The sequence below is a fragment of the Sphingomonas sp. Ant20 genome, from assembly GCF_000783375.1.
In the GTDB taxonomy this organism is placed as follows: Bacteria; Pseudomonadota; Alphaproteobacteria; order Sphingomonadales; family Sphingomonadaceae; genus Sphingomonas; species Sphingomonas aerolata.
Window position 1 is genome coordinate 1 of the sequence record NZ_JRVI01000085.1, and the last position, 21,325, is coordinate 21,325.

The following is a 21,325-nucleotide window of genomic DNA, read 5'->3' on the forward strand; positions in this document are numbered from 1 at the left end:
CGACCGTCGTCCCCGCCGCGCGCAGCACGTCGAGCCCGTCGGCGAGCGCGAAGGCGACGCCCTCGAGCACCGCCTGCGACAGACGGCCGGCATCGGTGTCGTTGTCGAGCCGGAGAAACGCGCCGCGGACCTCGGCATCATTGTGCGGCGTGCGCTCGCCCGAGAGATAGGGGAGGAAGATCTCGGGGCCGCTGGCAGGACCGGCGGCTTCGGCGCGTGCGAACAGGTCGGCCGGGCCGGTCGCGCCGGTGATCCTCGCGACCCAGTCGATGCACGACGCGGCCGACAGATGGACCGACATCTGGTGCCACATGCCCGGCAGCGCGTGGCAGAAGGCATGGACCGCGCTATCGGCGTTGGGGCGGAAGTCGCTGGTCGCAACGAAGATCACGCCCGAGGTGCCGAGCGAGAGCAATGCATCGCCGTCCGCGACCACGCCGACGCGACCGCACCCGCGGCATTGTCGCCACCCCCCGCCGCGACGGGGACCGGCGGCATGCCCCAGAGTTCGGCGACCTCGGCGGTCAGCGTGCCGGTGATCTCGGAGCCTTCGTACAGCCGTGGCATCTGCGCCTGCGTCAGCCCGCACGCGGCCAGCAGCGCGTCGCTCCAGCTCCGCGCGGCGACGTCGAGCCACAGGTCCCTGCGCTGTCCGACAGGTCGGACGCCTTGTCGCCGGTCATCAGCAGGCGGACATAGTCCTTGGGCAGCAGCACGGTCGCGATCTTTGCGAAGATCTCGGGCTCATGCTCGCGCACCCAGAGCAGCTTGGGCGCGGTGAAGCCCGGCATCGCGATGTTGCCCGCGATTGCGCGCAGATCGGGCACCGCACGCTCCATCGCTTCGCACTCAGCAAAGCTGCGGCCGTCGTTCCACAGGATCGCGGGGCGTAAAGGGCGGTCGTCGGCGTCGAGCAGGGTCGCGCCGTGCATCTGCCCGGCAAGCCCGACGCCGCGGACCGAACGGCGGACGGCCGGGTCGATGGCCTGGACCGCCGCGGTGGTCGCATGCCACCACGCATCGGGATCCTGTTCGGACCAGAGCGGATGCGGCCGCTGGACGCTCAGCGCGGCGACGCCCTGGCCGACGACGCTGCCGGCCTCGTCGAGCACCACGCTTTCACGCCGGAGGTGCCGATGTCGATTCCGAGGAACATCAGTTGACGAACGGATCGATGGTGGGGATCGAGCCGTCGGGCGCGAACTTCAGCTCGGTCACCTTGACGTTGCGCAGGTGGTTCTTGTTGCTCAGCTGCGTGTCCGCATAGAACAGCCACCATTTCTTGTTCCACTCGATGATCGAATGGTGGCTCGTCCAGCCCTGCACCGGCTTCAGGATATGCCCCTTGTAGGTGAACGGCCCGTACGGGTTGTCGCCGGTCGCATAGTTCAGGAAGTGAGTGTCGCCGGTCGAGTAGGTGTAATAATATTTGCCACCGCGCTTGAAGACCCAGGACGCCTCGAAGAAGCGCCGCTCATGATCGCCGCCGAGCACGGGCTTGCCGGCCTCGTCGAGGATCTGGACGTCGCGCGGCGTCTCGGCAAAGCTCTTCATGTCGGGGTTCAACCGCGCGATCTTGCCCGACAGCGCGGGCTGGTCGTCCTGGCCGAGATCGGTGTCGGAGCCGTTGGGATCGAACTTGCCGTCCTTCCAGCGCTGCAGCTGGCCGCCCCAGATGCCGCCGAAATACATGTAGCTGGCGCCGTTCGCGTCGGTGAACACCGCGGGATCCATCGAGAAGCTGCCCGCGATCGGCTTGGGGTCCGCCTTGAACGGGCCGACCGGGCTCTTCGACGTCGCGACGCCGATGCGGAAGGTGCCGAGCCCGTTCTTGTCGAGCTGTTTGTCGCGCACCGGGAAATACAGATAATAGGTGCCGTTCTTATAGGCCGCGTCGGGCGCCCACATCTGCTGCGACGCCCAGGGCACGTCCTTCACGTCGAGCGCGACGGGGTTCACCTTCACCGGCCCGCCGATCCGGTCCATCGACAGCACGCGGTAGTCGCGCATCGCATATTGGTTGCCCAGATCGTCGTCGGCGGTCGTCACGTCGATGTCGTGGCTCGGATAGACATAGATCTTGCCGTTGAAGACATGCGCGGACGGGTCGGCGGTGTAGATGCTGGTGACCAGCGGCTGCGACAGATAGCGCTTGCCCTCGGGGCTGCGCGGTTCGCCCTGCGGTTTGGCGGCGGACTGCGCCGTCGCGGTCCCGCCCGTGAACAATGTGGGTGCGAGACCCGCCAGCACGGGAACGACCAGAGCGGAGGCGGCCAGCAACGGGACCGCGCGCGCACGGCGGGCAGGCATGGGGAAACGGAGGCGCATGACCTTATGATCCTTCCTAAAAACCGGTCTTCTACGAGACCTGTCCTCCGCCGTGGCGGGAGATAGCGCTATCATATCCCTCCCGTGCGCCGGAGCAAGGGGGTTCCGCATCATCGCGCACGAAAAATACCCCGTGAAAAGAACGGCCGGGGTCCCGCAACGGGGCGAGCCGTCCATCGGGGTCCGACGACGTTGACCGACTCGGGATCGGATCGCGTGGGGCTTTGCCGCGTCAAGGGGGTGCGCTAACGGTTGGTACATGAACACTTCCTCGATCGGCCGCGTCAAGACTTCGCGGCGCACCGGCGGCGCGCCGACCATCAGCGACGTCGCGCGACTCGCCGGGGTCTCGCCGATGACCGTGTCGCGCGTGATCAACGGCACGAGCAATGTGCGCGCCGCGACGCGCGATGCGGTGACTCACGCGATCGCGACGCTGAACTATGCGCCCAACCCGGCCGCGCGCAGCCTGGCCGGGGCGGGGCAGGTCCGCATCGGCCTGCTCTACAGCAACCCGAGCGCGGGCTTTCTCAGCGAGTTCCTGCTCGGCAGCCTCGACCAGGCGGCGCGCAGCGACGTGCAGATCATCATCGAGAAATGCGACCTGGGCGAGCACGAGATCGCGGTGACGCGTCACCTGATCGAGGGCGGGATCGACGGCATCATCCTGCCGCCGCCGTTGTGCGAGGCGGATGCGGTGCTCGACCTGCTAGCGGCGGCACACGTCCCGACCGTGTCGCTGGCGAGCGGGCTGCCCGTGCCCGACATGCTGGCGATCCGCATCGACGACCGCGAGGCGGCGCTGACGATGACCCGGCACATCATCGCGCTGGGCCATCGCCGGATCGGCTTCATCACCGGCAACCCCAATTTGTCGTCGAGTGCGCGCCGGCTCGAAGGCTATGCGGCGGCGCTGGACGAGGCCGGGATCGCGCGCGACGAGTCGCTGATCGCGCACGGGCTGTTCACCTACCGATCGGGGCTCGATGCGGCCGAGACGCTGCTGGGGCTCGCCGAGCAGCCATCGGCGATCTTCTCGTCGAACGACGACATGGCGGCTGCGACGGTCGCGGTCGCGCATCGGCGCGGGCTCGACGTGCCGGGCGCCTGACGGTGTGCGGGTTCGACGACACGACTTTGTCGACCGCGATCTGGCCCGAATTGACGACGATCCACCAGCCGATCGCGGACATGGCGCGGTCTGCGGTAGAAATGCTCGCCTCGACCATCCGCCGGTCGCAGGCGATCGATCCGCAGGACCGGCACAAGACGTTCGATTTTACGCTGATCCGGCGCCAGTCCGACTCGGCACCGCGGCGCAGGCCCAAGGTCTCCGTCGACTGATCCGTCACCCGCCACCCATCGATGATAGCGATATCATCGATGGGTGGCGGGGGCCGATCAGGCGCGGGTGCGCTGCTTCACCGCGTGGTCGGCGGCGCGCGCGGTCAGTGCCATGAAGGTGAGCGACGGATTGACGCAGGAGGCCGAAGCCATCTGCGCGCCGTCGGTGACGTAGAGGTTGGTGGCCTCGTGCGCGCGGCTCCACGCGTCCAGCACCGAAGTACGCGGATCGCGACCCATGCGCGCGCCGCCCATCTCGTGGATCGCGTCACCGGGGACGTGCTCCTGTTCCGAACTCTTGACGTTGGTCAGCCCGGCCCCGCGAAGCATCGCCTCGCCCTGCGCCCGCGCATCGGCCATCATCTTGAGTTCGTTGTCGTGGAAGCGCACGTCGAACCGGAGCAGCGGCACCCCGAACCGGTCGACCTTCGACGCATGCAGCGACACATGATTGTCGGCATAGGGCAGGCATTCGCCGAACGCGCCCATGCTGAAGTGCCACGGCGCATAGTTGCGCATCCCGTGCTTCATCGAAGCGCCGAACCCGACGGGTGCCGCAGGCGTGCGATAGGCGCCGCCCTGATAGCCATAGCCGCGTTTGAAGCCGACGCCGTCGTCGCCGCCGATGTTGCGGAAGCGCGGGATATAGACGCCCCCCGGGCGGCGGCCATATTCGATGAACTCCTGCATCCCGCCGATCTCGCCGTCGACCCCGACGCGGAAGATATGGTCCATCACATAGCGGCCGAGCGTGCCGCTCGTGTCGAAATGGCTGCGATCGCTGCCCGCCGGACGCGAATTGAGCAGGATCTGCGTCGATGCCATCGCCGAGGCGCAGAGGAAGACGAGGTCCGCCTGGACCGACTGCGCCTGGCCGGTCTTGGTATCGATGTAGCGGACGCCGGTCACGCGCTTGGCCTTGGGATCATAATCAAGGCTGGTGACGACCGCGTCCGACTGCAGCGTCAATCGGCCGGTCGCGCGCGCCGCGGGCAGCGTCACCGCCTGGGTCGAGAAATAGGCGCCGAACGAGCAGCCATTGCTGCACTGGTTGCGGAACTGGCATTTGGTCCGGTTCTGCTCGGGCTTGTCCTCGGTCATGTTGGACAGGCGCGTGTTGATCAGCTTGCGACCGGGGAAGCGGCTTTCCAGATTCTGCTTCAGCCACTTTTCCGCGACGTTCATCGGGATGGGGGGCTGGAATTCGCTGTCCGGCAGATAGGGTAGATTCTCGCGCGAGCCGGACACGCCGATATATTTCTCGACATAGCTGTACCAGGGCGCGACGTCGCCATAGCGGATCGGCCAGTCGCCATCGATTCCGTCACGCTTGTTCGCCTCGAAATCCTCCTCGCTCCACCGGAAGCACCAGCGTCCCCAGATCAGCGACTTGCCGCCGACCGCCGCGGGCCGGATCCAGTAGAATTTGCTGCCCTCGTCATAGGCATAGGGGTTCAGCCGGTCGTCATTGTAGAAGGCGCGGTTGCTGGGTGCGACATAGCCGTGCTTGGCGATGAAATAATCGCTTTTGACGAGCGCCGGGGGCATGATGTTCCGCGCAGGCACCTCGTAGGCGGGCTTGCCATCATAGGCATAGCCTTCGCCGTGCTCGACCATCACGCCGCGGTCGAGCATCAGGACCCGCAGGCCCTTTTCGGTGAGTTCCTTCGCAGCGAACCCGCCGCTCACGCCCGATCCTATGACGATCGCGTCGAACCCGTTGGTTGCGGCCATGGTCTTGGTCTCCTGTCTCGATCAGAAGCGCAGTGCGCGCAGCGTCCGGAAGCTGGTGGTGATGTCGGGCAGATAGGGCGCGGGCGCCTGGTCGTTCTCGACGTAGAAATGCTGCACGCCGGCGCCCGACTTGCGCTTGAACAGCGCGGCAAAGTCGAGCGTGCCCTGGCCGACCGCGGTCATGCTGCGATCGGGGCGCATGTCCTTGACGTGATAGGCGTAGAGGCGGGTGGACAGCCGGTCGATCAGCGCCGCGGGATCCTCGCCCGCATGCGCCGCCCAGTAGATATCGAGCTCGAGCTTGACGAGCGCGGGATCGGTTTCCCTGAGCAGGCGGTCGTACAGGCTGACCCCGCCGGGCCGGATCGTGAATTCGAAATCATGGTTGTGATAGGCAAAGCCGAACCCCGCCGACTTCAGCTGCGTCGCGAAGCGGTTGAAATTGGGCAGCGCGGCGTTCCAGCCCTGTTCGTTGCGATGCTCGTCAGTCATGTACGGCAGCACGACCGTCTTCGCGCCGAGCGTCCTCGCCATCGCCACCGACGGTTCGAACCGCTGAAGCAGCGCGTCATGGCTTTGTTGCACAAAGATAATTAAGCACAAATATGGTTTTACTGACGAGATCTATGCAACGCGGATGGTGGTCGGTGTTCCTATTTGTGAAAATCGATTGAGAACTGCGGCACGGAGTTTGAGCTCGGTAATCTGACGATCAAAGGTGCGCGATGCGACGCGCTCGCCGAGCAGCTTGAAGCAGTGCATCTTCGTCTCGACCAGGCTGCGGCGATGGTAGCCGCTCCACTTCTTCCAGATTGTTCGACCGAGCCTTTTCATCGCGCGTAGCGTTTCGTTGCGAGCATCGGCGCCGGCCGCCGGCTTCTTCCATGGCTGGCCGCCCCCGGGCGTACGGGGAATGACCGCGTCTGCGCCCCCGGGGCTGCGATCGCGGCCCGACACTTTCTGGTGTCGTAGGCGCCATCACCCCCCGACGATCGTAATCCGTTCGTCCGTCGGGATTTGCGCCAGCAGATCCGGCAGTGTCGCGGCGTCGCCAATCGCATTGGTTGTGACCTCGATGGCCCGGATCTCCAGGGTTTCGGCGTCGATCCCAAGGTGAACCTTACGCCACTGGCGACGGTAGGAAGCGCCGTGCTTGCGCGTCTTCCATTCGCCTTCGCCCATCATCTTGATCCCGGTACTGTCGACCAGCAAATGCAGACCACCCGTACTGGCGCGACCATCAAGTGACACCGCCAATGTCTTCTGCCGACGGCATAGCGTCGTGTAATCCGGCACCGGCCAATCCAGCTTTGCCAGCTTCAGCAGGCTGGCAACCAGTCCCGTCACCTGCCGTAGCGGCAGTCCGAACACTATCTTCAGCGTCAGGCCAAACCCTGATCGCGCTGTCCGAAAACCGCATCGGCCGACCTCGACGACCAATCGGGGCTGCCAGCCAATCCATGCCCGGGTCAAACCAGACCTCCAGCGACCCGCGGCGCTTCAGCGCTGCGTTATACTCGCTCCAGTTCGTCGTGCGGTACTTCGGCATGGTCGGTTTTGGCATCCATCCCACCTACGCTTCCTGACCCTCACAGGGAATCCCAACGCCCTTTGTGCAACAAAGCCCCTCCGAGCCGTCCTGCTCGCGCTGTCCGCGCTTTTGGGCTTGCTCGTTATCGTCGAGTTCGCGTTCGATCCGTTCGGCGGCGCGGTGGAAGAGGTTCACGGTCGCCCACAGCAGGTCGTCGAGGTCGGGTTCAAGACGTGTGTCTTGGAATGTGGAAGCGAGGGCGTCGAAGATGTCGGCGATCGCGCCACGGACGTGGCGTTCTTCGGGCAACGGCCTGGGATCGGGTTCATCCTCGAAGGGCCTGTGTCCAAAGAGTTGCAGCTCATCGAGGAGGCTGGAGGTGGGGGATTGCTCGTGCAGCGGTTCGAAATCGGGATCGGTGCTCATGGTGTCCTGCCTGTCCGTTTGCCGGCCGCGCCCATCGCGGCCTTCGCAGGCGACGAAGAGCGGGGGCGGAGCGGGCCTGCACCGCCGGTCCGAAGGACCGAGCGGCCGCAGCGCAGCGTAGGACGGCGAAGGCGGGCTATTTTGGCTCGCGATGCAAAGGTCCGCAGGACCGGCGGAAAATAGCCCGCCGCAGCCGTTGCCGACCCGAACCGCGTCCGGTCCGATCGCCCTCTCAGAAGGCCGTGGGCGCCGCGCCTCAAAGACAAGGTCAGACCGAGCGTTCCTCCTGCTTTACGGACAACAAGCGTCTTCCTGGCGATCACCATCGATCAAGGAAATCGGACAATATCGTCGGGCAGGAGCTGATCGCGGAGCTCGCGCGTGACCGCATCGCGTCCAAGCCGCTGCAGATCGTCGTTGAAGTCGCCGAGGTTGGGTTTCAGGGGAATGACTTGGATCCCCAGGGCGATCGCGCGTTCGGCCAGCGTTTCCTGCGCCCGATCACCGGCCGGATCGGCATCGTGAGCGATATAGAGCCGACGGAGCGTGGGGGGCAGGATCAACGCCGCGAGGTGGTTGGCCGACAGGGCGGCGGCCATCGGTAGGGTTGGCAGGATCTGACGAACCGAAAGCATTGTTTCGATGCCCTCACCGGCAACGAGCACATCCACAGCATGACCGAACCGCACTGCATTGCCCAACAGCTGCCCCATGGCCCGCCTGGGGGTGGAGATGTCGGCCTTGTGCGAGCCTGAAGGATCGAGCCAGGTCCGATGGGCTCCGGTGATCGTGCCGTCGAGATCGGTGACCGCTGCAATAATGGCTGGCCAGGCGTCGCGCGGGCGATCACGCGGGTCTTCGTCATCACCGCGATACCAGCAGCGAGGATGAAAGCGCAGGGGGTCGCCATGCCGCACATCCGTAATGCCGCGTCGGCGCAAATACGATTGTGCGACTGTGCCCGTGATCGGCTTCGACATCGCAAATAGGCGACGCGCCGCTTCGGGCGACCCTGTTGGGACCGGCGTGGCCGGTCGCCTGTCGGCATGAGACTCGGTTCGTGGCAGGCTGAGGAACAGGCGAGCCTCGTCCAAGGTGTCGCGCAGGCTTTGCAGATTTCGGCAGGCGGCGATCAGGTCGAGCAAATCGCCATGATCGCCCGTCGCGGCGTCGGTCCATTTGCCGGCCGCGCCGCTGCCGGTTTCGATGCCGCGCAGCCGGACATAGAGACTGCGGCCTGGGTTGTTGTTGATGTCGCCGACAAGCCAGTATCGGCCTTCGCGGCGTCCATTGGACAAATAGTGTCGGCAGACCGCCTCGGCGTTCCGCGCGAGACGGTCGGCCAGCTCAGCAGCAGGGCCGTGCATTGCCGGTCTCCGATCAGGCTGCGGCATGGCGGGTTGCCACCCGAGGGGCGATCCGTTCGATAGGGTGCCGACTGAGCAAACGCGCTGTAATCGAAGGACCGTTGCTGCCCGTCGGGATGAACAGGCGCAGCTTCCAGGCGATAATTTCGGAGGTTAAGCCGATGGCTTTCAGCCGCGCGACCATCGCGCTGGTGAAACCCACCAATTCGATCCGTTGAACGCCCATGACGAGCGAACGCCGCAGGGACATCGCATCGGTAAGGTGAAGCGTATCCCCCTTGGTCAGCACGGCGGCAAACGCATCACCTGCAGCCATGCTTACGGGCGCTTCTCCGAAGGCCTGAGCCACCCATGCTGCAGCGACCTGCCGGCCGATCACGCGCTCGCCATCGTCAGTCTGGAGCCGGTAAACCCGACATCCTTCTCCGGGAAGGCGTCGCCAGATGGGCAACAGCAGCCCGGTGACGATGTGCGAGGTGACTTCGGTAAAGGCGGGCAATTCGGCGATTTCCGCACTCCACGCGTGCGCAAAGCGCTCCGCGTCGACCGTTTCCCAAGCCGATTCTTCAAGAGCGTTTTGCGCCATGGCCATGCGCTCGACTGGGCGGAGGAGCCTTACGCGGCGCTCCACCTCGCCGTCATCGAGCGTCAGACTGGGGGCCGGAATTTGTACCGCTGCCCGCTTCGAACGGTGATTGATCAATAAGCGGCAGTCGCGGTCGGCACCGCGCTCAACCGCTTCGGCAAGTGAAATCGGCCGGGTCGGGTTTCGCTCGACGACCGTAAAGACCTGGGTCTCGGCGCCCGTCGCAGGGTGGGTATAGAGCGTGCGGCGCTCGGTGACGCGTAGCGAGTGCGCCGTGATGGTCTCTACGCCGCGATCATAGACGCCGGCGGCGACCGCGCCTTCGATCTTGGCGCGAAGCAAACCTTCGAATACCTCAAAGATCGTGCCTTGCAGGTCGATGGTCAGCGCCAGCATCCGGTTGAGGAATTGCGTGATTGGCGGCAGTTCCTCGCGCAGGGTGCCGTCGCGATCGGTCAGTTTGAGGGCCGTGGCGTCCTCGAACCGTTGCAGCGTACAGCCCGGCACCTTGCCGAGCAGGAGCAGTGTGTAGAGCTGGCGCAGTGCCGCTTTGGCATAGGCGCTTTCGAGGTTGTCTTCGGCACGGAAGAGACCCTGTCCGCCGGTCTGCCGCTGTCCTTTGGTAATCGCGCCCAACGTGTCGAGCCGCCGCGCAATGGTCGATAGAAACCGCTTTTCCGCTTTCACGTCGGTCGAGATCGGCCTGAAGATGGGCGGCTGAACCTGGTGGGTGCGATTGGTGCGCCCGAGCCCCTGAATGGCCGTGTCCGCCTTCCAGCCTGCCTCGAGCAAATAGTGAATGCGCAGCCGCCTGTTCTTGGCGCCAAGGTCGGCATGATAGCTCCGGCCCGTGCCACCCGCGTCGGAGAACACGAGGACGCGCTTGTCATCGTCCTGAAAAGCAGCGGTCTCCGCCAGGTTGGCGCTGCCCGCGCGATGTTCCACACACAGACGCCGTTCGCCGTCCGCGCCGATGCGGGCGACGACGCGGCGGGACCGTCCGGTGACTTCGGCGACCTGCTCGGTGCCGAACCGCTGGACGATCTGATCGAGGGCGCCTTGCACCGGGGCCAGTGCGCCGAGATGCTCGATGAGACGATCGCGACGTTCGAGCGCATCGCGGCATTGTACGGGCTGGCCATCCCGCATCACCGGCCGCGAGCACAGGTTACCCTCGCCATCGGTATAGGGTTCGAAGAGCTGGGTTGGGAACGAGTGCGCCAGATAGTCCAGGACATATTCGCGCGGGGTGATGTCGACGGCGATATCGGCCCATTCTTCGGTGGGAATGTCGGCGAGTCTCCGTTCGAGCAAGGCTTCGCCTGTGGAGACGATCTGGACGACGCAGGCGTGACCTTCGGCAAGGTCACGGTCGATCGCCGCGATCAGCGTCGGGGTCTTCATGGCGGTAATCAGATGATTGAAGAAGCGCTGCTTGGCGCTCTCAAAGGCCGACCGCGCCGCGGACTTGGCTTGAGCGTTCAGCGTCTTGGTTCTACCATCCGGCCCGGTGCCTGTGATGTTGGAGGCTTCAAGCGCGGCCGACAGATTGTTGTGAATGATCTCGAACGCGCCGGCATAAGCGTCATAGATGCCGGTTTGCTCGGCTGTCAGCCGGTGTTCAACGATCTCATATTCGACCCCTTCGTAGGACAGCGAGCGAGCGGCATAGAGGCCGAGCGCTTTGAGGTCGCGGGCGAGCACTTCCATCGCGGCGACGCCACCGGCCTCGATTGCCTGCACGAACTCGGCGCGGTTGGCGAACGGGAAGTCTTCGCCACCCCACAGGCCGAGCCGTTGGGCATAAGCGAGGTTGTGAACCGTCGTCGCGCCGGTCGCCGAGACGTAGAGTATGCGGGCATCGGGAAGCGCATGTTGCAGGCGTAAGCCAGCCTTGCCCTGCTGCGACGCGGCCTGCTCGCCGCGTTCGCCCTTGCCGCCTGCGGCATTCTGCATGGCGTGGGATTCGTCGAACACGATGACCCCGTCGAAGTCGGAGCCCAACCAGTCGACGATTTGTCGGACGCGTGAAACCTTCCCCTCGCGTTCGTCGGACCGTAGCGTGGCATAGGTGGTAAAAAGGATGCCTTCCTCCAGTCGGATGGGCGCCCCTTGGCGAAAGCGGGAGAGCGGCGTCACCAACAGCCGCTCCTGGCCGAGGGCCGACCAGTCGCGCTGGGCGTCCTCAATGAGCGCGTCGGATTTCGAGACCCACAGCGCGCGTCGATGGCCCTTCAGCCAATTGTCGAGAAGGACGCCGGCGACTTGGCGGCCCTTGCCCGCGCCCGTCCCATCGCCAAGCATGAAGCCTCGGCGAAATCGGACCATGCCGTCGGCATTTTCAGGCGCGGCACTGATCTGGTCGAAGGTCGCATCGACTGTCCAGGCGCCTGCCAACTGGCCATCATGGGCTTCGCCCGCATAGATGACGGTTTCAAGCTGGGCATCGGAGAGAAGGCCGGCTTCGATCAATCCCTCCGGCAGGAGCGGAACATAGCTCGGCTTCGGTGGGCACACAGAAGCCATGGACGCGGACTGCACGAGCGGCGTCGGATGGGGGCGAGCTCCATCGATGGCCACTGATTGCAGTCCGTAGCCTTCATAGAGAGCCTCGGTGATCCGATCGGCTGCGGGTTGGGACCAGTCCACCACGGAATAGCGGAGCGGCACGGCGGCGGGGTCGATCGATTGCGACGCAGATCGTGCAGGCGACGCAACGGATTTCCGCAAAGGCGGCTTTGCGGAGACGCGGCTCGGCGTAAAAGCGGCGCTGATGGGCAGGCGCGCGGGAATCGCATTGTCGACCCAAGCCAGAAGCTCGGTCGTACTGGACGCCATGCCGGGTGTGATGGGGAAGCATGATGGGTCATCGGCCGGGAGACGGTCGATCACGGTCAGGCGCGTTTCGGTCGTTGTACCATGCCGAGCATAGACACGGCCGTCGATCGCGGCGGAGAAGACGATTCGGCCCCGCGCCTGAAGGTCGATGAACGCATCGCGCCATGCTGCATCGTAGGGGGACAGGCTCGCCCCAGTGATGGCGACCAGGCGACCGCCTTCGGCGAGACGGGCCAGGGCGGAGTTGATGTGCCGCAGGGCCGCGTCGGCGACGCGGCCTTCGACCTGCGCTGCGACCGAGAAGGGGGGGATTCATGAGGACGGCGCTAGGGACGAGCCCGGCGTCGAGATGATCATGGATGTGGGCGGCGTTAAACCGAGTGACGACCGCGGTCGAAAAGAGGTGACCGAGAAGGTCGGCGCGGGTTTCGCCCAATTCATTGAGCGCCAATTCGGCGCCAGCAAGCTCAGCGAAGATGGCAAGCAATCCGGTCCCGGCCGATGGCTCCAGAACCAGATCACCCGGCGTGATCATGGCTGCGCGTGCCGCGATCCAGGCAAGGGGCAACGGCGTCGAGAATTGCTGGAGCGCCTCGCTTTCTATCGAGCGTCGGGTGTGGGTGGGGAGCAGGCCGGCAATCTTGCTGACCACGGCAAGCTGCGAACTGGCCGGACGGCCGCACAGCGCCGGTCCAAATCGGCGCAGGAATGCGATCTGCGCTGCTTCGCACGCCTCATAAGCGTCTTTCCAGGTCCACAGCCCTTCGGCGTCCGATCCGCCAAACGCTGCCTCCATAGTGGTGCGAAGGGCGCGGGCATCGAGCGCCGTGCCCGCGATCAGGGTGGGAAGGAGATCCAGAGCGGCGCGGCGGAGCGCCAGGGCGCGATTGGCCGCCGCGCGGCTTGTCACGGTGAGGGTTGGGGACGCGAGTGCGGTTGATGTCATGGCGGGTCATCCGGGAGAGCAGGAGGAGGGCAAGCCGAACGGCGCTCTCTCTCTCGACCGCACCGGCTCGCCCCCTCCCGGCCCCGCTCTCACTCTGTTTCTGCAAAGCCGCCGCCGTCGGCCGGAGGCAGATAGGCGTCGAACGGATTGCCGGGCGCGAGATGGCCGAACGGCGTGAAGACATAGTCTTCGCCGTCTCGGCGACGGCGCAAAGGACGTAGCGCAGCTCGCGCGTCTCGGCGTCTAGGCATTCCATCAGGGCCAGATCATCATTGCGGGCGGCCTGTAGGAGAGTCTGGAAATTGCGGGAGGCATGGTCGGGGATCGGCATGGCAAGCTCCTGACAAAAGAAAGGCCCGCCAGAAGGCGGGCCGAAAGGTGGGAGTGGAGCGGGGCGGCCGGACGCCGCCCCGCGATGTTCATTCAGCGGCGATGGCGTGCTCGAACCCTGTATCCGGCTCGGGGTCGGAGGCTCCGGTCTCGTCATCCTCGTCTGCGGTCAGGAAAGCCGGCAGCGCTTCGGGCTCCGATCCGTCCGGTTCGAGCAAGACGGGTTGATCGGTTGCGGTGCGCAACGGCTCCGGCAGCCAGCCTGAACCGGCCAGCAGCCGTTCGGCCTCCTTGGCCATATCGCCCTTCTTGAGGTGCTCAATGAGCTGGGCCTCGCGATCACCCTTGCCGTCGCGAACAGCCTCCAGAATGCGCGGCTTGGTCACGCGGCCGAGGTAGGATTCGACCGTCGGGGTCCAGCCTGCGGCGACCATGTCGAGATCGACGACCTGCGCCAACGCGTCAGCATGTTTCATCCTGTCGCCCTGGTTCCAGGACTGGTGGACGGCGTTGATGCTGAAGCTGACGCAGTGGGCGAACAGTGCCCCGCGTCGATCCGTGTCGAAGGTAGTCAACGTCTGCCACAACGCACCAGGGTCCTGAGGCAGCTGATCCGACCAGCTCGCATGGCGCGCGGTGATCGCCTGCGCCGACGCTGTGTCGTTGAGACCAGGCACCTGGTGACCAAAGGCGGAGTGCTTGGCTTCGATCTCCAGGCACGTCGCGGTGCTGAAGCGGTAGAACGTCTTCAGCGCGAGGGCATGAAGGACGGCGAGATAGGCAGTGTCGGGGTCGGCACCCACCGCGTTGCGCAACGCCAGCGTCCGATGCGCAGTTAGTTCGGTCATCAGCCGCTCGGGCAGCGGCTTGATGGTGTCGTCATCCTCATCGGGTTCGCCGCCGAGCTGGGCTGCGCCGCCGATCGTGATGACGGCGCGCTGGATGCCGGCATCGGGCTCGGAAGGCTCGACGGCCTCATCCGTATCGCCACGGGTGGCATCCGGCTCAGCTTCTGCCTCGTCCTCCGGTCGCACAAACCCGCGTTCGATCTTGAGGCTGCCAGAGCTGTCGAGGCTGACAAAGGCGCCCGCCCGCGTGATGTCAGCCGGATCGAACAGCGCCGGTCGGTTCTGGAGAGCTTCGAGCGCGGCCTCGATTTCGCCCAGGCGCTGGTCGGCCTCGTCGGGCAGCTCCTCGGCCTCGGCGTAGGTCTCCTCGAGCGCCGCATACTCCTGGCTGAGCGCCTCGTAGGTCGCGTGTTCTTCATCGGTCAACGAGCTGGTGGAGGGCAAGGCGCGGAGTCCGCGCGTGTGTCCGTAATCGAAACCGATGTCGGCGCTGATCCACTTCCAGCCTTCGGCGGCGACGGTCTCCGCAGCCGCCGCGAGTTTGTCTGAGACCAGACGGTCGAGAAGCGCCGGATCCTGGAACCACCCGCCGTCATCGGTCTGGAAGAGGTCACGCGAGATGTCGCCGCCTGCGGCTTCATAGGCTTCCGCGCCGATGAAACGTGCGCGTCGATCGGAAGCGCGCACGGCGCCTTCGGTCAACATGCGCCGGATCTGATAGGCTTCCTTGTAGGGGTTGCGCGCGAGCGCCTCCCAGACCTGTTCCTGACGCGCATGGTCGTTTGTGACGGTGAAGGCCATCAGCTGGTCCAAGGTCAATTCGTCCTCGGCGTAGAGGGCGAGCAGCCGGTCGGATACGGACGCCAACTTGAGGCGCTGGCGAACGATGGCCGGCGTGACGAAGAAGCGCGCCGCGATTGCCTCGTCGCCCTGACCCTGTTCGCGCAAAGTCTGGAAGGCACGAAACTGGTCGAGCGGATGCAGCGGCTCACGTTGACTGTTTTCGGCGAGCGAATCCTCCTCGGCCGAGATGTTCGCGCTCTCTCGGATGACACAGGGCACGGGTGCTGTCCGCGACAGGCGCTTTTGTTTCACGAGCCGTTCGAGCGCACGATAGCGCCGACCTCCGGCCGGCACTTCGAACATGCCGGTTTCATTGCCTTCGGCATCGACGACCGCGCGGACGTTGAGGCTTTGGAGCAAGGTCCGTCGTGCAATGTCCTCGGCAAGATCTTCGATCGACACGCCGGACTTGATCCGGCGCACATTGGACTGGCTCAGCAAGAGCTTGTTGAAGGGGATGTCCCGCGAGGGGGACAGGACGATCTTCTGGGAAGCTTGGGTCATGGGATATTCTCCGTGACGGGCGGCCGGGAGCCTCTCTCTCGACCCTGACCCGTCACGAACTCCGTCTCGACCCTCTTACTCTCCTGGACTCCGGCCGAGCTGGCGCGCAGCGGGCGAGGTCACGCCGCTTCCCGATCCTCCTCCCGTGCCGTCGCACTGGGCGCGAAGGCCAGGAGGTAGTCCGCCGCTTTGGAGGCCGCGCTCGCGGCGCGCACGATGGCGCGATTGTCCTCGCGCAGGACGTCGAGCCAGGCGCCGATGTAATCGGCATGGCGCACGGTTGGCGCGATGCCGAGGCTCGCGCAGCAGAAGGCCGACGTCATTTCGGCGACGAGCTCCTCGCGCGAATAGGCCTTCGACCCGAAGCCACCGCTCAGGTCGCGCGCGAGGCGTCCGGGATGGCCCGACCAATGCCCCAGCTCATGCAGGGCCGTGCGATGCCAGTTGATCGGCTCGAAATAGGCCTCGGGCCTGGGGATCTGGATGAAATCAGGACCCGGTGCATAGAAGGCCTTGTCTCCGCCCAGGCGCAGGTCGACGCCGCTGGCACGAATGAGCGCCTCCACTTCTGGCACGATCAGACCTTCGGGAATGGGTGAGGGCGGCGCCGATAGCCTGTCGGGCAAGCCCTCACATTGGGCGACATTGAACACGGTAAAGCGCTTGAGGAAAGGAATGGCGGCTGGATCGTCACCATTGTCCTGTGCCCGGCGACGCTCGTCATCGGGGATGAAGCGATCGGCATAGACGACGGTGGTGCCGTGTTCGCCTTTGCGGACATTGCCGCCCAGCCCCAAAGCCTGGCGGAAGGTGAGCCAGCCTTGCGTGGCGAAGCCATGTTGGACGACCGCGCCCCAGAGGATCAGGACGTTGATGCCGGAATAGCCACGATCGGTCGCGGCGTTCCGCGGCATGGCAAGTGGCGCCGATACCGTGCTCGAGCCCCAGGGCTGGACCCAGGGGAGGCGGCCTGCCTCCAGCTCGGCAATAATCTTGGTCGTGATCTCGTCGTAGATGTTCGAGCGCTGGGTTCGGGCATGGCCTTTGGAAGCTGGGCGTGTCATCGCGTATCTCCGCGACGGGCCGGCCAGAGAACCTCTCTCGACCGTCAAAACCCGTCACGGCGACAGCCGCAGCCCTCTCCCTCTAATGTGCGCCTGCGGATCCGTCAGCTACCTACTGACCGACACGCGGACCTGATCAAGCAGGCTCCGCGTCACGGCCAAGGCCTGATCGGGCGACATCGCCAAGCCGCCGGTGGCCACCAATTCGGACAGTCCGTGCCGCTTATAGTAGGGGCTGATAGTGGCGATCAGGGCGGCAAGGTCGGGATGCGCTGGTACAAATCCGACCTTCGCTGCTTCGCCGAGGGCTTTGGCGATGTCATGCCGCACCTCGATGCGGCAGCTATCGTCGTCCCATCCCCGCTCAACAAGGAGCGCTTTGAGCCCGAGTTCGAGTGCATAGCCGACATTCTGTAAAAGCGGTTCTCCGCAAAGCCGGGCTTCAGGTTCGGCGACGTGATCGGCCATGACGAGGAAGCTCGCGGCCCGTTCGAGCAGATGTGCCTGAAGCGTGGGTTTCATCGCGTGAGTCTCATGCTAACGGTCAGAGACAACGCACGTCGCTGCGAATGGATTCCGCCGTCAGGATTGGTTGTTACCGCGGGGGCGTTGCGGGGCGCTCCCCGCAGAAGGGGTCGGGCGAGACGTGTCGGCTCGACCGCAGGGGAAGGCATTCCCCTCCTGGACCTAGACCCTTCTGGATTGAGGTTCGACGATCAGTTGCCGCCTTCGGGCGCGTGCCGCGCGCGGAGTAGGTCGCCGATCGAGCGTCCATGGACGCGGCAGACGGCGATCACCCGGTCGAAAACGATCACGCGGCCACGCCGCCCGCGCCGCGCCTCGCAAGCTACATTCTGACCGAACGCAACCTGCTCGAGGAGCGATTTGGACAGGCGGCCATCAGGGGCGTGGAGTTCGGGCGCGTCAAAGTCCGCCAAGCGCACTTCGATCCAGGTGTTTGGATCGTTGGAATTGCCGACGCACAGTCCGTCGCCGTCACCGACATAGCGGACCGTTCCCGAAAACTGCTGCCCCGGCTGAGATGGCAGGCGACCTTCGCAGGGGTCCGCCCGGGCGGGCGTCGCCATTACCGAGAAGGCAAAGGCGCAGAGGACGAACGCTGGTGGGCTCAGCACACGGCGCGCCGCAATCATGCGGGATCCTCGGGCGCGGGAATCGTCAGGCCATAATCGGCCTTCAGCATATCGACGATACGAACCAGGGCGCGGTGAATGCTCAGCTCGTTGGCGCCGAATTTGTAGTGGCCGGTGATCAGCGCTTCGGGCTCGAGATCATCGACGCGCGCCTTGCGCTTCTCCTCCTTGCCGTCGCGGATGTATGTGACAGGGTATCGGAACGACCGTCCTTCGCCCTCCCAGACGCCCCAGGCGCTGTAGTTCTGGATGTTGGCATTGTAGCACTCCGAACCGATGATCGCCTCCATCCGCACCAGGATGTCGCGAATGGGACCGACCTTGGCGCGGGTGCGCTGAACGTAGCGATAGCCCTCGATCGCCTGTTCCACCGTCTCAAGCTGCATGGCGAACCAGTCATGCTCGGCGGCGGCCTTGCGTTTGTGTTCGGCAATGAAGTCGGTCGGGACGTCATCGGGCGCGAGGGCGGCTAGGGCTTTGAAGGCCTCGACCTCCTCCGAGACAAAGCCGTAAATCTCTTCCCAGGTGGTGTGGTATTCCTTCGCCTCCGTGAGGATCGCCGGCTTGTGGTCCGCAGCCTCCCCGTAATCTAGGTCGTCCAGCCCTCGGTAAGCGGTGGTCTCCGCGTCGATTGTATACTGCTGCATCTCCCGATCCCCCCGGCCATTCCTCGCGGGCGACGCGCTTGATCTCGGTCAGGATTGCGGAAGGAATATCGTCAGCCATATCGGTTCTTACTCATGCGTTTATCGACAGCCATGCGCGAGCGATCATGGCGTTGGTGTCACTTCGAGCAAGAGATAGTGTAGCGAAGTCGTCCCATCCGCCCACTGGAACTGGTAGTCGCGCGCTAACGTGATGGGCGGACCGAAGTCTCCGCCAGTGTTGTAAGTCAGAGTCTTTCCAGCCTGGTATGTCGCCCCATTGCGAAAGTCGAAATCGCTGGTCGCAAGGGAATACACCTCGTTGCTGACGTAGTGCAGGTGGTCGGTCGCGACGATCATGAAGCCGACATCCGCGACGTCACCACAACTTTCAAGGCGCGCAATGTCTTTGAAGACCTCGTAGCGATTGTTGGGTTCTCGATGGTTCTTCCGCTTGAAGAACTTGAGCTCGATCGCGCATCGCCACTGTCGACCGTCATCGTCAGTGAGCCGGAACCACACATCGATGTGGCCGCGCTTGCCGCCGGCGCCGCGTAGAGGCTTTTCCAGCTCAACCGAGAAGGTCTCGCGCTCGCTGGTGATTTCGAGATCGGCAGCAGTGGCGATGATCCTGCCAAGGTGGAGTTGCAAGGTCGCTTCGCTTTCACACTGCACCCGACCGCCCGCTATCTGGCGGAAGAGGGTCGGAACCGACAGATTCACGATGGTGCGCAGGCGTTGAACGGACATAGCCTCGTCGATACTCCAGGTTGGCAAAATGTTGAGTCAGCTATTCCCATATGTTGTTCGTCGAGCAAGATGTTCTATAAAGGTTCCGCTATCGAGGGAGGACGTTGTTGGCCGAGATTCTTTTGAATGAGCAGGCAATCGCGCCCGGCGAACCCTATTTCGCGGTCTACGTGGACCGTCCTACAGGCGCTGGGCAATCGATCGTCGCCGAACTTGAAATGAACCTGGTTGGTCCGGTCACAGCCCAGATGGCGAAGCCACGCAGGCTCAGCGGCTTCGAGCTCCCCGCCCTCGAATTGATGCATAAGGCAAAACAGCGAGCGGCCGAGCAAGGTGTGATGAAGATCCTGCTGGTTGATCCGCAGGGGCTTTTGAGTTTGGCGCGGATCAACCGCTATGATCACGGTTAAACCAATGCGTCGCCACGGCGAGGCTGGGGAGCCGCCGCGCCGTGCGTCGCGGGACTGACCTGCAGCGAACCATCCGGATCGCCGATTTCGAGCTACCGCGCGGCGCGGTGCCGATCGAGACCCTTATGGCGATGCCCCGCGAAAGCTGGGAGCACCTGCGTACCCAGATCAACATTCGGCGTCAGGAGGCTCCGAATACGGCATTGGCGCGGTGTCGACTTTGCGAAGGCGGCGTGTTCATCCGTGCGCAGGCGGTGGATGGGGATCATGTTCCGTTTTACGCCCATTTTCCCGATAGTCCGCCGACTTGCCCTTGGTACGATGGCGGCACCCTCACGCCGGACGACGCGCGTGCCGCGCAATATCAAGGCAACCAGGAATCGGCGCTTCATCGCCAGCTCTGTCAGGTTATCGAAGCGGTGGCGAAGGCTGATCCACGATGCAAAGCGTCAGCGATCGATACCTACCTGCGTCCTGCCATCCACACTCGTGGCCGCTTTCCAGACATTTTCCTCGATATGGGCGACTTGGGTCGCTTTGCGCTCGAAGTGCAGCTTTCCAAGCCGTTCGCACCCGAGATCGCAGCCCGGCATTTGCACTATGAGCGCGAGGGCGTGCGGCTGATCTGGATTTTTCGGCGCCTCGACGAGCCGTTGCCTCAAGGATTCCATGACGTCATCACGATGCAGCGCGGGAATGCCTTCATCTTCGATGACGACGCGCAGGCCGCATCCGTCGCGAGCGGTACGCTCGTCATCAAATGCCTTCTCGAAGATGGCAAGGGCAGCTACCTAAAGCCGAGGCTCGTCGGTCTTGACGATCTACAGACCAGTTCGGGTAGGTCAGCTTTCGTCGAAGATCGACGCAGCGAACGGCTGGCGACCTACTGCCGTGAGGTTCGCAATCGCTGGTGGAAGGCGTTCCAGCAGGCGCAACGCGATAAGCCTGCCTCGCCGTTTTATAGCGAGAGCTTTGCCCCCGCATGGGCCTCGGTCCGCGCGCACGTTCCGGACCTATCGGCTTGGAGAGATGCGTATTGGGCTACCCATGCGGATAAGGGCCAGGCGCATCTCGCCAGCCTGTTCGCGATACTCTGTTCGATCGCGCATAGCGCCGCTCAGGACTCCGACGTCGTTTATATCACCCGCCATTCCGGGGACGGCGCTCTCCTGGCAATGCTGAATAGCAAGGTCGGCTCAGCAGCCTTTGCGCCCTATGCAGATATGATCCTGCAGTTTCTGGGCGTAACCCGCGCGGCTGCCCTTGGCGAACGCACATCGCTTCAGAAAATCGTCCGCAATGCACGGGAGACGCATGACCAAGTCACGATCGATCACCCCGTGTGGAAGGCTGTCGTTCGGCTTTTCCCCGAAGCGCTCGATGGTGTGGTACGCGCAGAATTGATCGACTTGGCGCAACTGCCACGCTGGGCGGATCCTAGCTCTGGCCCTCAGGCGCTCGGATGAGAGGCCGGTGTTGGCGTCGGATCGGAGTACGGATTGCAGAGCTCTTCGCGCGATGAAGCGCGTTGCATTTCGGTCGTTCGACGGTATTTTTATCGACGCCCCGAGATGCATGAATCGGGTCAGACAGCCTCATAGTCTGTCCGATAGAAGACGATACATCGCGAAGAATGCATGTCGCGAACGGTGGCCGATTTATCCTGAAATTTCCGAAG

General features: G+C 64.4%; 14 protein-coding genes and 5 pseudogenes. 3 read left to right on the forward strand and 16 right to left on the reverse strand.

Features of this window, described 5'->3' with window-relative positions; all coding sequences use genetic code 11:
* From NI18_RS28040 to NI18_RS12025, 3 genes and pseudogenes are all read right to left on the reverse strand, one after another.
* On the reverse strand, positions 1–415 hold a 415-nt coding region (locus tag NI18_RS28040), incomplete at its 3' end, for an FGGY-family carbohydrate kinase (RefSeq protein ID WP_347574853.1).
* Positions 388–1,115: pseudogene (locus NI18_RS28045) on the reverse strand (FGGY family carbohydrate kinase). The pseudogene NI18_RS28045 and the gene NI18_RS28040, both read right to left, overlap by 28 nt.
* Before the next feature lie 40 nt (positions 1,116–1,155).
* The gene (locus tag NI18_RS12025; RefSeq protein WP_235188383.1) at positions 1,156–2,328 is read right to left on the reverse strand and encodes a glycoside hydrolase family 43 protein; all 1,173 of its coding nucleotides are present in this window, start codon (positions 2,326–2,328) and stop codon (positions 1,156–1,158) included.
* A gap of 259 nt (positions 2,329–2,587) precedes the next feature.
* Between NI18_RS12025 and NI18_RS12030 the strand changes: the two are divergent.
* Positions 2,588–3,672 (forward strand): annotated as a pseudogene (locus tag NI18_RS12030) (LacI family DNA-binding transcriptional regulator).
* A gap of 57 nt (positions 3,673–3,729) precedes the next feature.
* Here the strand turns inward: NI18_RS12030 and NI18_RS12035 are convergent.
* From NI18_RS12035 to NI18_RS12095, 13 genes and pseudogenes are all read right to left on the reverse strand, one after another.
* Positions 3,730–5,406 carry a GMC family oxidoreductase gene (locus NI18_RS12035; RefSeq protein ID WP_037530064.1) on the reverse strand — a complete coding sequence of 559 codons (1,677 nt, stop codon included), beginning with the start codon at positions 5,404–5,406 and terminating at the stop codon, positions 3,730–3,732.
* A 21-nt stretch (positions 5,407–5,427) separates the two neighbouring features.
* Positions 5,428–5,991, reverse strand: coding sequence for a sugar phosphate isomerase/epimerase (locus NI18_RS12040; RefSeq protein ID WP_306286390.1), 564 nt, complete (start codon positions 5,989–5,991; stop codon positions 5,428–5,430).
* Between the two features lie 39 nt (positions 5,992–6,030).
* Positions 6,031–6,970: pseudogene (locus NI18_RS12045) on the reverse strand (IS5 family transposase).
* A gap of 63 nt (positions 6,971–7,033) precedes the next feature.
* Positions 7,034–7,363, reverse strand: a pseudogene (locus tag NI18_RS12050) (hypothetical protein); the annotation flags it as partial.
* A 329-nt stretch (positions 7,364–7,692) separates the two neighbouring features.
* Positions 7,693–8,730 carry a toprim domain-containing protein gene (locus NI18_RS12055; RefSeq protein WP_037530065.1) on the reverse strand — a complete coding sequence of 346 codons (1,038 nt, stop codon included), beginning with the start codon at positions 8,728–8,730 and terminating at the stop codon, positions 7,693–7,695.
* Positions 8,731–8,743: 13 nt separating this feature from the next.
* A pseudogene (locus NI18_RS12060) lies at positions 8,744–13,100 on the reverse strand (strawberry notch-like NTP hydrolase domain-containing protein).
* 89 nt (positions 13,101–13,189) lie between these two features.
* Positions 13,190–13,312, reverse strand: a complete 123-nt coding sequence (locus NI18_RS28050; protein WP_347574854.1) for a DUF6117 family protein — start codon at positions 13,310–13,312, stop codon at positions 13,190–13,192.
* A gap of 207 nt (positions 13,313–13,519) precedes the next feature.
* Positions 13,520–15,625 carry a ParB/RepB/Spo0J family partition protein gene (locus tag NI18_RS12070; RefSeq protein WP_037530066.1) on the reverse strand — a complete coding sequence of 702 codons (2,106 nt, stop codon included), beginning with the start codon at positions 15,623–15,625 and terminating at the stop codon, positions 13,520–13,522.
* Between the two features lie 119 nt (positions 15,626–15,744).
* Positions 15,745–16,689: a zincin-like metallopeptidase domain-containing protein gene (locus tag NI18_RS12075; RefSeq protein ID WP_037530067.1), complete on the reverse strand. Its 945-nt coding sequence runs from the start codon at positions 16,687–16,689 to the stop codon at positions 15,745–15,747.
* 108 nt (positions 16,690–16,797) lie between these two features.
* Complete coding sequence (locus NI18_RS22395) at positions 16,798–17,211, reverse strand: hypothetical protein (protein ID WP_052149169.1); 414 nt, start codon at positions 17,209–17,211, stop codon at positions 16,798–16,800.
* Positions 17,212–17,405: 194 nt separating this feature from the next.
* Entirely contained in the window at positions 17,406–17,843 is a 438-nt protein-coding gene (locus tag NI18_RS12085) for a nuclease (RefSeq protein ID WP_198527008.1), read from the reverse strand.
* Positions 17,840–18,490 (reverse strand): hypothetical protein, encoded by a 651-nt coding sequence (locus tag NI18_RS12090; RefSeq protein WP_198527009.1) that lies wholly within the window; start codon positions 18,488–18,490, stop codon positions 17,840–17,842. Before NI18_RS12090 ends, NI18_RS12085 begins: the two co-directional genes overlap by 4 nt.
* 123 nt (positions 18,491–18,613) lie before the next feature.
* Positions 18,614–19,237, reverse strand: a complete 624-nt coding sequence (locus NI18_RS12095) for a hypothetical protein (RefSeq protein WP_037530068.1) — start codon at positions 19,235–19,237, stop codon at positions 18,614–18,616.
* A 107-nt stretch (positions 19,238–19,344) separates the two neighbouring features.
* On the opposite strand from NI18_RS12095, the gene NI18_RS12100 reads away from it, so the two are divergent.
* Both NI18_RS12100 and NI18_RS12105 read left to right on the forward strand, forming a co-directional pair.
* Positions 19,345–19,647, forward strand: a complete 303-nt coding sequence (locus tag NI18_RS12100) for a hypothetical protein (RefSeq protein WP_037530070.1) — start codon at positions 19,345–19,347, stop codon at positions 19,645–19,647.
* A gap of 41 nt (positions 19,648–19,688) precedes the next feature.
* Positions 19,689–21,113, forward strand: a complete 1,425-nt coding sequence (locus tag NI18_RS12105) for a hypothetical protein (RefSeq protein WP_037530071.1) — start codon at positions 19,689–19,691, stop codon at positions 21,111–21,113.
* The last annotated feature ends 212 nt before the right edge of the window (positions 21,114–21,325 follow it).